Genomic DNA, 12,467 nt, shown 5'->3' with positions numbered 1-12,467 from the left:
CCCGCCGGGGGGCGGCCGGCCGGACGCCCTCGCTGACGCCGTCGGTCGCATGGAGGGCAAGCCGATACAGGCCCAAGGCGGAGGAACACCGACCCCCGGCGGGGGGGGGGGCGGGGGCGGGCCGCGGCGGTGCTGCGGCCCGCCCCGAAAGAGCGGGAGTTACTTCTTCGGGAGCTCCACGCCGGTGGCCTTCGCCACGTCCTTGAGCATCTGCTCCGCGGCCTGGACGCCGATGCCGGACATCCACGTCTCGTCCGGGACGGTGAAGACCTTGCCGCTCTTGACGGCCTTGAGGGACTTCCAGACCGGGTTGGAGGTGACCTGCTTCTGCTGGGTCTTGTCCGGGGTGTCGGCGGTGGTCACGAAGACCAGGTCGGCGTCGGCCTGGTCGATCTCCTCGGGGCTGACGTCCTTCATGGTGACGGCGGGGTCGTTGGACACCTGGGACTTGGGCCGCTTGAAGCCGATGTCGTTCAGGACGACACCGCTGTAGGAGTTGGTCTGGTAGAGGCGGGTCGGACCGGCGATGAAGCGGACCACGGACGCCGTCGGCATGGTGCCGCCGTCCTTCTTCCTGATGGCCTCGCCCAGAGCCTTGGCCTGCGTCTCGTACTCCTTGAGCTTCGCGGCGGCCTGCTTCTCCAGGCCGAGCGCCTCGGCGTGCACCTTGAGGTTCTGCTTCCAGACACCGCCGGTGGTCTCCGTGAAGACGGTCGGGGCGATGGCGCTGAGCTTGTCGTAGACCTTCTCGTGCCGGACCTTCGACGACAGGATCAGATCCGGCTTCAGGGACGCGATCTTCTCCAGGTTGGGCTCGAGGAGCGGGCCGACGTCGGCGGTGCCGCTCAGCTCGCCCTTCAGATACGTCGGGAAGCCGCCCTCGGTCTTGAAGTGCGGGGCGACCGCGCCGACCGGGTCGATGCCGAGCAGGGTGACGTCGTCCAGCTCGCCGGTGTCGAGCACCACGACCCGCTTCGGCTGCGAGGGGATCTTGACGTCGCCCATCACCGTCTTCAGGGTGCGCGGGAAGCCGGCCGATGCCGCACCGGCGGCCTTCGCCGTGTCGGTCGCGTCGGTCTTCTCGCTGCCGCAGGCGGCCAGTACGGCCGTACCGAGGACGACGGAGAGCAGCACGGCGATCAGCCGGCCGATTCCGCGCAGGGGAGAGCACTCGAACATGGGGGGTGGTCTTTCTGGTAGGGGAGTGGTGGGTCAGGCGGATGCGGCCGGTTGCCGGACCGCGCTGCTCTTCGGGACGACCAGCGGGGTGCCGGTCTCCGGGTCGGGGATCACCCGGCAGTCCACGTCGAACACGGACCTGACCAGGTCCGCGTCGAGGACGTCGGCCGGGGTGCCGGCGGCGGCGAGGCGGCCCTCCTTGAGGACCACCATGTGGTCCGCGTAGCGGGCGGCCTGTCCGAGGTCGTGCAGCACCATCACCACGGTGCGGCCCGCCTCGGCGTGCAGGGCGGCCACCAGGTCGAGGACGTCGAGCTGGTGCCGCAGGTCGAGGAAGGTGGTGGGTTCGTCGAGCAGGAGCAGCTCGGTGTCCTGCGCCAACGCGAGTGCGATCCAGGCGCGTTGACGCTGACCGCCGGAGAGCCGGTCGACGGGCTGGTCGCGCAGGGACGCGGTGCCGGTGCGCTCCAGCGCCTCCTCCACCGCCCGCTGGTCCGCTGCCGACCAGGGGCTCAGCAGCCGCTGATGCGGATACCGGCCCAGCCGTACGAGCGCCTCGACGGTGATCGCTTCAGGTGTGACCGGCTGCTGGGGCAGCAGTCCCATCCGTCGGGCCAGCGTCCGCGCCGGCATACGGTGGATGTCCGCGCCGTCCAGCGTGACGGTGCCCGCGGAGGGGGTGAGCAGCCGGCTCAGCCCCCGCAACAGGGTCGACTTCCCACAGGCGTTGGGACCGACGATCGCGGTGACGGCGCCGCCCGGCAGCGTCAGATCGAGCCCGCCGACGACGAGCCGGTCGCCGTAGCGCAGATCGAGGCCCTGGGTCTGCAACTGGTTGGTCATGCGTGGCTCCTTGGGACGGGTGAGCTCTGCCGGAACATCAGCACCAGCAGCCAGGGCGCACCCAGCGTGGCGGTGACCGCCCCGACCGGCAGCCCCTCGATCGGCAACAGGTGCTGCACCACCAGGTCGGAGGCGAGCAGCAGCACCGCTCCGGTGAGACCGGCCAGCCCCAGGGACGCGGCCGTCGGCGGACCGGTGACCAGGCGCACGAGGTGCGGCACGGCGAGCGCGACGAAGGTCACCGGACCGGCGAGCGCGGCCGCGAGCGATGCCAACGCCACGGCGGCGAAGAGAAGTTGGAGACGGGCGGCGGAAGTCCGCAGGCCCAGTGCACCCGCCGATTCGTCCCCGAGGTCGAGCACGGCCAGCCGCCGGTGCAGTACCAGCGCCGCGGCGAACGCGAGCACCATGGCTCCGGCCGCCCCCCGCACCTCCGGCCACGTCCGCCCGTACACCGAGCCGGTGGTCCACTGCAGCGCCGAGCCGGCGAGCTCGGCCGGGAAGCGCACGATCATCAGGTTCACGGCGGCGGCCAGCCCCGCCTGCACGGCGAGCCCGGTGAGCACCAGCCGGGTGACGGCGAGCCCCGACCGCCAGGCGAACACGCCCAGCAGCAGCGCCGAGAGCAGGCCGCCGCCGAGCGCGCCGACCGGGATCAGGGTCTGCGAGGCCCCGGCGGCGATCAGCGCGACCGCACCCAGCGAGGCCCCGCCTGTCACGCCCATGACATCGGGAGACGCCAGGGGGTTGCGGAACAGCCGCTGCAGCACGCAGCCCGCCGCTCCCAGACCGGCGCCGGCGACGATCGCCGCCACCGCCCTGGGCGCCCGGAACTGCTGCACCACCAGCACGTCCCCGGAGTCCCCGAGCCCGACCAGCGCCCGCAGCGCCGTGCCTGCGGGCATGCGCATCTCACCGGTCGTCAGGGAGACGGTGAGCAGCACGACCAGTACGAGGAGACCGCCGGCGGCGAACACCAGGACACGGCGGCGCATCCGGATGCGGGACACGGACTGGGCAGGGACGGTGACAAGGCCGGCGGTCATCGGGCCACCTTCCGGGCCAGCAGTGCCAGCAGGGGCGCGCCCAGGAACGCCGTCACGATGCCGACCTCCAGCTCCGAGGGGCGGATCACCATCCGGCCGAGGACATCGGCCGCGAGCAGCAGCAGCGGTCCTGCGATCAGACAGCCGGGCACCAGCAGCCGGTGGTCGGCACCCAGCAGGGGACGTACGAGATGGGGCGCGGCGAGGCCGATGAAGGTGACCGGCCCGGCCATGGCGACCGCCGATCCGGCGAGCAGGACCACCGCGATGCCGCCGGCCAGCCGGATCCGGGCCACCGGCACGCCGAGCGACTGGGCCGAATCGTCGCCCAGGGCAAGGGCGTTGAGGCCGGGGGACACGGCGAGGGCGATGGCCAGGCCGAGCAGCAGGGTCGGCAGCACCGGCCACAGCACGTCGAGAGGCCTGCCGGACAGGGATCCGGCCAGCCAGAAGCGGGCCTCGTCGAGGGTGCGCTGGTTCAGCAGCATCACCGCCGACGTCCAGGACAGCAGCACCAGTTGGAGCACGGTGCCGCCGAGGGCGAGCCGTACGGGATCGATGTCCCCCGCGCGGCGGGCCAGCGCCTGGGCGAACAGGGCGGCACCCGCGGCCCCGGCGAACGCGAACCACACATACTGCGCGGGGTCGTTGAGATTCAGCGCAAAGATCGCGACGACGACTGCGAAACCGGCGCCCGCGTTGATGCCGAGGGTGGTCGGCGAGGCGAGCGGATTGCGGGTGATGCCTTGTGCGACGGCCCCGGCGACCCCGAGCGCGGCCCCCACCGCGAGACCGATGACGGTGCGCGGCAGCCGCAGCCCGGTGACCACGAGCGCCTCCCGGCCCTGGGCGTGGCCGAACAGTGCGTCGGCCACCGTGGACAGGGGCACCGACCGGGCACCGAGCGCAAGGCTCAGCGCGGTGCAGAGCACCAGGGCGCCCAGTCCGGCGAGGAACAGGGGGAGGTGTCTGAGGGCAGGGGAGGGCACACCGACAGGTGCGCCCCGTTGGGTCGCAGTCACAAGCCGTGAGCTTAGGCTAGCCTTCCTTTACTTTTCAATCGGCTGCGAGATGGACGCTGACGTGGGTGTTCCATGATCCGTATGAAGTAAGGTAAGCCTTGCCTTGGCAATCTTCTCTCTACTTCCTGTGCTGGAGCGCCCATGCCCGTGGCTCTGAGGACCCCGCCCGACGGTGCCGTCACGCATGCCCTCAGCCATGTCCACCGGAGGCTCGCTGCCACCTGCGAAGCGCTGGACGTACGGGTCATGGAGCCGGGCGAAGAGCCTCTAGCGGACCTCGCAGCGGCCGATTTGGCGACCGACAGGAGCGCGCTCGACGCCTTCGTCGACGCCGAGGCGGCCCGCATCCACGCCCGGTACGGGGTCGCCGCGCGCCGTGACGTCGCCGCCTCGCGCGCCCTTCACGGCTACGCCTGGACCCTCGGCGTGCTGCTGGGCGGGACCTGGTACCTCGAACGGCGAGTGCCCCGCATCCGGCCCGAGGACCTGCGCCTCGATGTCACCACGGGTACGTACGAGATCACCCCCGGAACCCAGCTCGCCTGTCTGCCCGGCGACCCCCTCGCCTCACTTCCCGGCGCACTGATGGCCCCTCAGGAAGAGTCCCTGCGGGCCGCGTTGCGCACGTCGATGGCAGACCACATGCGCCCGCTGCTGACCGCGATCGCCCCCGTCGCACGACGCGGCGCGCGTTCCCTCTGGGGCCTGGTCGCCGACGACCTCGTCTCCGGCATCTGGTACCTCGGCCGCATGCTCGGCCAGGAGGCTGACGCCGTACGAGCCGCCACCGACGTACTCCCGATCGGCGTGCCCCCGTACCCGGGCGGAGCCGCCTTCCGCCACCTGACGGGCGACGACGGCCGACGGCACCCGACCCGCACGCGCACCGGATGCTGCATGTTTTATGCGATCAAGCCCGCTGAGGCCTGCGTGACGTGCCCCCGCACCACTGACACGGATCGCCTGCGCAGGTTGGGCAGCTGAAAAGGAGACGGCCGGGGGAGCGCCCCAAAGGGGCGCGGGGAACTGCGCGACCAGCCACAACGAGCCCGCAGCCAAACGAAGAAGCCTCAATCCCCAGTGGCAAGAAACTGCGTGGCCGCCAACTCGGCATACAACGGATCCGCGGCAACCAACTCCCGATGGGTCCCCACCGCCCGCACCCGCCCCGCATCCATCACCACGATCCGCTCCGCCATCGTCACGGTGGACAGCCGGTGCGCAACCACAAGAACGGTGGTGGTCCGGGCGACATCGTCGACCGTGTCCCGCAGCGCCGCCTCGTTCACCGCATCCAACTGCGAGGTCGCCTCGTCGAGCAACAGCAGCCGAGGCCTGCGCAGCAGCGCACGGGCGATGGCGACCCGCTGCCGCTCACCGCCCGACAGCTTGGTGCCGCGGTGCCCCACCAGCGTGTCGAGGCCACCCGGCAGCCGGGCCACGAGTCCGTCGAGCCGGGTCGTCTTCAGCACGCGCGCCACGGCGTCCTCGTCCGCATCCGGATTGCCCAGCAGCAGATTGTCCCGCAGTGAACCCGACAGCACGGGAGCGTCCTGCTCCACATAGCCGATCGCCGACCGGAGCCTCGGCAACTCCCAGTCCTGCAGGGCGATTCCGTCCAGCGTGATGGTCCCGGACTCGGGATCGTAGAAGCGCTCGATGAGCGAGAACACCGTCGTCTTGCCCGCGCCGGACGGGCCGACGAACGCCGTCATGCCACGGGCCGGCACGGAGAACGTCACCCCGTGATGGACGAACGGCAGATCATCGGCGTACCGGAAGCGGACCTCGTCGAAGACGACAGCGGCCGGCTCGGCGCCCGGGGTGGGCAACGGCGCGGGCCGGGCCGCCGGTTCGGAGGGCAGACTCAGCGCCTCCTGGATGCGGGCGAGGGCGGCGGCACCCGTCTGGTACTGCGTGATCGCGCCGACCACCTGCTGGATCGGCGACATCAGATAGAAGACGTACAACAGGAACGCGACCAGGGTGCCGATCTGGACGGCCCCGGTCGCCACCCGTGCTCCGCCCACCGCGAGCACCGTGATGAAGGCGATCTGCATCGCGAGTCCGGCCGTGTTGCCCGCCGCCGCCGACCACTTGGCGGCGCGCACGCTCTGCCGCCACGACTCCTCGGCGGCCTCGTGCAGGGTCCGCTCCTCGCGGTCCTCGGCGCCCGACGCCTTCACCGTGCGCAGCGCGCCGAGAATCCGCTCCAGCGAGGCCCCCATCACACCGACGGCGTCCTGCGCCTGCCGGCTGGCCCGGTTGATGCGCGGCACGATCACCCCGAGCACCGTGCCCGCCCCGAGGATCACGCACAGGGTGACGCCGAGCAGCACCGGATCCACCAGCCCCATCATCACCACCGTCGCGGCGAGGGTGAGGCCGCCCGTGCCCAGGCCGACCAGCGAATCGGTGGTGACCTCGCGCAGCAGCGTGGTGTCCGAGGTGATGCGGGCCATCAGATCGCCCGGCTCGCTGCGGTCCACCGCGGGGATGCGCAGCCGCAGCAGATACGAGGACAGGGCACGCCGCGCGCCGAGCACCACCGACTCCGCGGTCCGGCGCAGCACATACGAACCGAGCGCGCCCAGCGCGGCGTTGGTGACGACCAGCCCCGACATGGCGAGCAGCGCGCCGGTGATGGCCCGGTCGTGCGACAGATCGTCGATCAGCCCCTTGGCCACCAGCGGCAGCAGCAGCCCGGTGGCCCCCGTGACCAGCGACAACAGTGCGCCCGTCAGCAGGGCCCAGCGGTGTGGCCGTACATAGGCGAGGAGCAGCCGCCAGGCGGGCGGTCGGGGCTCGGGCTCGGCGATGCTCACGGCGCTCCTCGGGGAGTCGGGCGGAGCATTCAGGCTACGTCGGTCGGCAGCCGCCCCGAGGCAGCCTGCTCCGGCACCGTTACTGATCAGTCACCCCTAGGGTCGGAAGTACGGACATCCGCAGACGAAAGGTTTCGACGCCATGGCGCAGGAAGTACGCGGCGTGATCGCACCGGGCAAGGGCGAGCCGGTGCGGGTGGAGACGATCGTCGTGCCGGGCCCCGGTCCGGGCGAGGCGGTCGTACAGGTCCAGGCGTGCGGGGTGTGTCATACCGATCTGCACTACAAGCAGGGCGGAATCAGCGACGACTTCCCCTTCCTGCTCGGACATGAGGCAGCTGGTGTGGTGGAGTCGGTCGGCGCGGGCGTCACGGACGTCGCACCCGGTGACTTCGTGATCCTCAACTGGCGTGCCGTGTGCGGGCAGTGCCGGGCCTGTCTGCGCGGGCGCCCCTGGTACTGCTTCAACACCCACAACGCCAAGCAGAAGATGACCCTCACCGACGGCACCGAGCTGTCCCCGGCGCTGGGCATCGGCGCCTTCGCGGAGAAGACTCTGGTCGCGGCCGGGCAGTGCACGAAGGTGGACGCGAGCGTCGCGCCGCAGGTGGCCGGGCTGCTGGGCTGCGGTGTGATGGCGGGCATCGGCGCGGCGATCAACACCGGCAACGTCGGCCGCGGTGACACGGTCGCCGTCATCGGCTGCGGCGGCGTCGGTGACGCGGCGATCGCGGGAGCGAACCTGGCGGGCGCCGCGAAGATCATCGCGGTGGACATCGACGACCGGAAGCTGGCCAAGGCACGCGAGATGGGTGCCACGCACACCGTCAACTCCAAGGAGTCCGACCCCGTGGAGGCGATCCGCGAGCTGACCGGCGGCAACGGCGCCGACGTCGTCATCGAGGCGGTCGGCCGCCCGGAGACGTACAAGCAGGCCTTCTACGCCCGCGACCTCGCCGGCACGGTCGTCCTGGTCGGAGTGCCGACCCCGGAGATGACACTGGAGCTGCCGCTGCTGGACGTCTTCGGGCGCGGCGGATCGCTGAAGTCGTCCTGGTACGGCGACTGCCTGCCCTCCCGCGACTTCCCGATGCTCATCGACCTGCATCTGCAGGGCCGGCTGCCGCTGGACAAGTTCGTCACCGAAACCATCCAACTCACCGACGTGGAGAAGGCGTTCGAGCGGATGCACCACGGCGACGTGCTGCGCTCGGTGGTGGTGCTGTGATGGCCGCGCGCATCGAACGCCTCGTCACCTCCGGCACCTTCAGCCTCGACGGCGGCACCTGGGAGGTCGACAACAACGTGTGGCTCGTCGGCGACGACCACGAGGTCATCGTCATCGACGCCGCTCACGACGCCGACGCCATCGCCGAGGCCGTCGGGGACCGCCGCCTGGCGGCCATCGTGTGCACCCATGCCCACAACGACCACATCGACGCCGCGCCCGCGCTCGCCGAGCGCACCGGCGCGACCATCTGGCTGCACCCCGACGACCTGCCGCTGTGGAAGTTCACCCACCCCGACCGTGACCCCGACGCCCATCTCGCCGACGGCCAGGTCATCGAGGCGGCAGGGGTCGACCTGACGGTCCTCCACACCCCTGGCCATGCGCCGGGCGCCGTCTGCCTGTACGACCCCGCCCTGGCCGCGGTCTTCACCGGCGACACCCTCTTCCAGGGCGGCCCCGGTGCGACGGGCCGCTCCTACTCCCACTTCCCGACGATCATCGACTCCATCCGCGACCGCCTGCTCACCCTCCCTCCGGAGACCAAGGTCCTCACCGGCCACGGCGATCCGACCACCATCGGAGCCGAAGCGCCCCACCTGGAGGAATGGATCGCCCGCGGCCACTGAAACTCCTAGGATCCCGTCCCATGACCACGACCTCCGGAACGCTCGAAGACCTGCACGGCGTACGCGTCCTGCGCTGTACGCCCGACGGCCCGCTGCTCGACGGTGAGCAGGCCGCGCTCGATCTGATCGGCGATGCGATGGGGTACGACGCGGAGCTGGTCGCGCTGCCCGTCGAGCGGGTGGCGGACGAATTCTTCCGGCTGCGGTCGGGGGTCGCGGGCGCGGTGATGCAGAAGTTCGTGAACTACCGGGTGCGGCTCGCCGTCGTCGGCGACCTGTCCCGGAACCTTGCCGGGAGCTCGGCACTGCGCGACTTCGTCCATGAGACCAACCAGGGCAGCCACATCTGGTTCCTGGCGGACGACGACGCCCTCGCCGCGAGACTGCAACCGTAAAAGGCGACAGAAGATGTCCGGCTTCCCCGGCACGCTCGGCAGGGACAGCAGCCGCAGGAAAAGGGGAGGCCGGACATGTCCGCACCACTGAAGGGCAAGGTGGCGCTGGTCGCCGGGGCGACGCGGGGCGCCGGGCGCGGGATCGCCGTGGAACTCGGCGCGTCCGGTGCCACGGTCTACGTCACCGGACGCACCACCCGTGCGCAGCGCTCGGAGTACGACCGCCCCGAGACCATCGAGGACACCGCCGACCTCGTCACGGCGGCGGGCGGCCAGGGCATCGCCGTACCCACCGACCACCTCGACCCCGCACAGGTCCGCACCCTCGTGGACCGCATCGCGGACGAACAGGGCCGCCTCGACGTCCTCGTCAACGACATCTGGGGCGGCGAGCACCTCTTCGCCTGGGACAGGCCGGTCTGGGAGCACGACCTCGACAAGGGGCTGCGGCTGCTCCGGCTCGCCGTCGAGACCCACGCGATCACCAGCCACCACGCCCTCCCGCTCCTGCTGCGCCACCCCGGCGGCCTGGTCGTGGAGGTCACCGACGGAACCGCCGAGTACAACCGCGACACCTACCGCGTCTCCTTCTTCTACGACCTCGCCAAGGCGTCCGGCCTGCGCATGGCCTTCGCCCTGGCCCATGAACTCGGACCGCGCGGGGCGACGGCCGTCGCGCTGACACCCGGCTGGCTGCGCTCGGAGATCATGCTCGACCAGTTCGGCGTACGCGAGGACAACTGGCGTGACGCCCTCGAACGCGTCCCCCACTTCGCCATCTCCGAGACCCCGCACTACGTGGGCCGCGCCGTCGCCGCCCTCGCCGCCGACCCCGGCGTGGCCCGGTGGAACGGCGCGTCCCTCTCCAGCGGCTCGCTCGCCCGGGAGTACGGCTTCGCGGACCTCGACGGCAGCCGCCCGGACGCCTGGCGGTACCTCGTCGAGGTCCAGGACGCGGGGAAGCCGGCGGACACCACCGGGTACCGATGAGATCAGGAGGGGGACACCGGCGGCAGCTGCCACCGCACCGAGAGGCCCGGTGGCAGGGCCAAGTCGTCGCGTACGGCGACGTAGTAGCCGTCACGTCCGGTGCGATGCCGCTCCACCAGCGCCTGCCATCCCGCCGGATCGCGAGTCCCTTCGCGCAGGAACTGCTCCATCTCCAGCACCACCGTGACCCAGCCCCGAGCCTTCTCCACCACCTCCGGACTCCCCAGCAGAAGCAGCGCCTCTCCCACCGGATCCCGGCCCAGAGTGGCCTCGGCCAGCAGCGGTGCGACCTCCTCGGGGGACAAGGGATGCGGGTGAGGGTCGTTGCCGAGGTGGGACGCGGCTCGGCACGCCAGTGTGACGGACTTCTTCAGCGCGCTCGCGTAGTCGGCGTACACCGCGAGCCGCCGCTCCTCCCAGCGGACCGTCTGCTCTCGGTGGAAGCGGGCGCGGTCGCTGCGCACGACGGCCAGATACGAACCGAGCGCTCCGATGACGACGCCGATGAGCGCAGGCAGTTGCTGTATGAACGCGGACATGCCGCACAGTATCGGCCCAGTTGATCGGCGTGGCACTACGGTGCGATCCATGACGGACGCAACGCGCTTCGCAGGACACGGAGTTCTCGTCACCGGCGCCGCCCGCGGCATCGGAGCCGCCGTCGCCCGGCGGCTCGCCGAGGAAGGGGCGCGGGTGCTGCTGACCGACGTGGACGCCCGCGCGGCGACCAGGACCGCGGCAGCCTTGCGTGAACAGGGCCTGGCCGCAGAGGCGTCGGGGTGCGACGTGGCCGACCGGTCCTCGGTGGAGGCGGCCGTCGCGCATGCCGTGGACGCCTTCGGTTCGCTCGACGTCCTGGTCAACAGCGCGGCGAGCTGCACCCCCGACACCCCGCTGTTCGAGGACGGCCCGGACGAGGCCTGGGAGCGCGACCTCGACATCACCCTGACCGGCACGTACCGCTGCTGCCGCGCAGCCCTCCCGCACCTGACCGGCTCCGGCCGCGGTGCCGTCGTCAACATCGGTTCCGTCAACGCCCTTCAGGACTTCGGCAACCACGCCTACAGCGCAGCCAAAGCCGCTCTGGTCTCCCTCACCCGCACCATGGCCGCGCACGTCGCCGCACGGGGCGTCCGCGTCAACCTCGTGATGCCCGGCACGGTGCGCACCTCGGCGTGGGAGGGCCGCGAGGACGAGCTCGAGGCCCTGTGTCCGCTCTATCCGCTCGGCAGGGTCGGGGAGCCGGACGACATCGCCGCCGCCGTCGCCTTCCTCGCCTCGCGCGAGGCGTCCTGGATCACCGGCACCTCGCTCACGGTCGACGGCGGCCTCACCGCGGTGAACACGGGATTCCTCAGGACGACACGACAGAGCCGGGACCTCTGAGGCTCGCGGGGCAGGCGAGAAACAAGGGGCGCAGGCGGCCCGAGGTGGGGCGTGCATCACGCTGTGACCTGCGGCACTGCGAATGTCACCGTTTCGTCGCATCGTGAGGAGGCCTTGCAACCGATCGCGCCGGACGCCGGTCTAGCTGGCAGAGATCGCAGATCCGACCGAATCCGACCGTACGAAAGGCAAGGCTTGCCATGGGGGACATACGCAGACGGGGTGCCGTCGCACTCGGGCTGACCGGACTGGTGGCGCCGCTCGCACTCGCGCTGGGGACGGCGCCCGCGCAGGCGGCCACCGGCTGCACCACACAGACCGGGCCCTACCAGAAGCAGGTCGAGAAGTTCCTCGGCCTGACCGTCGACGGCAAGCAGTCCGCGACGGACTGCAAGGCGATCAAGGCCTTCCAGACCAAGCACGGCATCACCCCGAACATCGGGTACGCGGGTTCCGTCACCTGGGGTGTGATGGACCTCATGACCAAGCAGAGGGCCGTCGGGAACAACCCCAACAGGGACGGCGCGTGCCCGACCAACAAGGGCCGCATCGCCTGCGTGAACCTCACCCTGCAGCTCAGCTGGATCCAGGACGGCAGCAGGCTCGTCTACGGTCCCGTCCCGGTCCGCACCGGCCGCGACGGCTACGAGACCCGCACCGGCCTGAAGAAGATCTACTGGCGGGACAAGAACCACGTCTCGAACATCTACAACGTGCCCATGCCCTACAGCCAGTTCTTCGACGGCGGCCAGGCCTTCCACTCGGTCAACCTCAGCATGTGGAACCCGCCCGGCTCGCACGGCTGCGTCAACATGACCCCCACCACGGCCAAGAAGTACTGGGACCTGCTGAAGACCGGCGACGACGTCTTCGTCTACGGCCGTAAGCCGGGCACCTGAGCAGGTACCCGGCCCCGGCACGCCG

At 71.1% G+C, this 12,467-nt stretch carries 13 protein-coding genes; 7 read left to right on the top strand and 6 right to left on the bottom strand.

All coding sequences use genetic code 11. The annotated features are described in order from the left end of the window. Positions 1–159: 159 nt before the first annotated feature. Genes ACFY1E_RS27280 through ACFY1E_RS27265 form a run of 4 tightly spaced genes read right to left on the bottom strand, consistent with a single transcriptional unit; the run spans position 160 to position 4,057 of the window. Entirely contained in the window at positions 160–1,179 is a 1,020-nt protein-coding gene (locus tag ACFY1E_RS27280; protein ID WP_389080186.1) for an ABC transporter substrate-binding protein, read from the bottom strand. Positions 1,180–1,212: 33 nt separating this feature from the next. Then, a complete protein-coding gene (locus ACFY1E_RS27275; protein ID WP_389080184.1) occupies positions 1,213–2,022 on the bottom strand; it encodes an ABC transporter ATP-binding protein in 810 nt (269 codons plus the stop codon). Continuing rightward, positions 2,019–3,068: a FecCD family ABC transporter permease gene (locus ACFY1E_RS27270; RefSeq protein WP_389080183.1), complete on the bottom strand. Its 1,050-nt coding sequence runs from the start codon at positions 3,066–3,068 to the stop codon at positions 2,019–2,021. Before ACFY1E_RS27270 ends, ACFY1E_RS27275 begins: the two co-directional genes overlap by 4 nt. Continuing rightward, complete coding sequence (locus ACFY1E_RS27265) at positions 3,065–4,057, bottom strand: FecCD family ABC transporter permease (protein WP_389080181.1); 993 nt, start codon at positions 4,055–4,057, stop codon at positions 3,065–3,067. The genes ACFY1E_RS27270 and ACFY1E_RS27265 overlap by 4 nt, the downstream gene beginning before the upstream one ends. A 174-nt stretch (positions 4,058–4,231) precedes the next feature. On the opposite strand from ACFY1E_RS27265, the gene ACFY1E_RS27260 reads away from it, so the two are divergent. Continuing rightward, positions 4,232–5,074 (top strand): (2Fe-2S)-binding protein, encoded by an 843-nt coding sequence (locus tag ACFY1E_RS27260; protein WP_389080179.1) that lies wholly within the window; start codon positions 4,232–4,234, stop codon positions 5,072–5,074. Positions 5,075–5,160: 86 nt separating this feature from the next. Here ACFY1E_RS27260 and ACFY1E_RS27255 read toward each other — a convergent pair whose 3' ends face one another. Continuing rightward, on the bottom strand, positions 5,161–6,915 hold the full coding sequence (locus tag ACFY1E_RS27255) for an ABC transporter ATP-binding protein (RefSeq protein ID WP_389080178.1): 1,755 nt from the start codon (positions 6,913–6,915) through the stop codon (positions 5,161–5,163). 142 nt (positions 6,916–7,057) lie between these two features. On the opposite strand from ACFY1E_RS27255, the gene ACFY1E_RS27250 reads away from it, so the two are divergent. The 4 genes from ACFY1E_RS27250 (at position 7,058) to ACFY1E_RS27235 (ending at position 10,157) form a co-directional block, all read left to right on the top strand. Then, complete coding sequence (locus tag ACFY1E_RS27250; protein ID WP_389080176.1) at positions 7,058–8,143, top strand: S-(hydroxymethyl)mycothiol dehydrogenase; 1,086 nt, start codon at positions 7,058–7,060, stop codon at positions 8,141–8,143. Next, complete coding sequence (locus ACFY1E_RS27245; RefSeq protein WP_389080175.1) at positions 8,143–8,772, top strand: MBL fold metallo-hydrolase; 630 nt, start codon at positions 8,143–8,145, stop codon at positions 8,770–8,772. Before ACFY1E_RS27250 ends, ACFY1E_RS27245 begins: the two co-directional genes overlap by 1 nt. Positions 8,773–8,792: 20 nt before the next feature. Then, positions 8,793–9,167: a DUF4180 domain-containing protein gene (locus tag ACFY1E_RS27240; protein WP_389080173.1), complete on the top strand. Its 375-nt coding sequence runs from the start codon at positions 8,793–8,795 to the stop codon at positions 9,165–9,167. A gap of 75 nt (positions 9,168–9,242) precedes the next feature. Next, the gene (locus ACFY1E_RS27235; protein ID WP_389080172.1) at positions 9,243–10,157 is read left to right on the top strand and encodes an SDR family oxidoreductase; all 915 of its coding nucleotides are present in this window, start codon (positions 9,243–9,245) and stop codon (positions 10,155–10,157) included. Between the two features lie 2 nt (positions 10,158–10,159). Here the strand turns inward: ACFY1E_RS27235 and ACFY1E_RS27230 are convergent, their stop codons facing one another. After that, positions 10,160–10,696, bottom strand: a complete 537-nt coding sequence (locus ACFY1E_RS27230) for a hypothetical protein (RefSeq protein ID WP_389080170.1) — start codon at positions 10,694–10,696, stop codon at positions 10,160–10,162. 49 nt (positions 10,697–10,745) lie between these two features. On the opposite strand from ACFY1E_RS27230, the gene ACFY1E_RS27225 reads away from it, so the two are divergent. Both ACFY1E_RS27225 and ACFY1E_RS27220 read left to right on the top strand, forming a co-directional pair. Next, the gene (locus ACFY1E_RS27225) at positions 10,746–11,543 is read left to right on the top strand and encodes an SDR family NAD(P)-dependent oxidoreductase (protein ID WP_389080169.1); all 798 of its coding nucleotides are present in this window, start codon (positions 10,746–10,748) and stop codon (positions 11,541–11,543) included. Positions 11,544–11,743: 200 nt separating this feature from the next. Next, positions 11,744–12,442 carry a L,D-transpeptidase family protein gene (locus ACFY1E_RS27220; protein WP_389080167.1) on the top strand — a complete coding sequence of 233 codons (699 nt, stop codon included), beginning with the start codon at positions 11,744–11,746 and terminating at the stop codon, positions 12,440–12,442. Positions 12,443–12,467 lie beyond the last annotated feature (25 nt).

The sequence above is a fragment of the Streptomyces sp. NPDC001604 genome (assembly GCF_042893475.1).
Taxonomy (GTDB): domain Bacteria; phylum Actinomycetota; class Actinomycetes; order Streptomycetales; family Streptomycetaceae; genus Streptomyces.
Note: the sequence above shows the minus strand (reverse complement) of the source record. Positions and strands in the feature narration are given on the sequence as shown.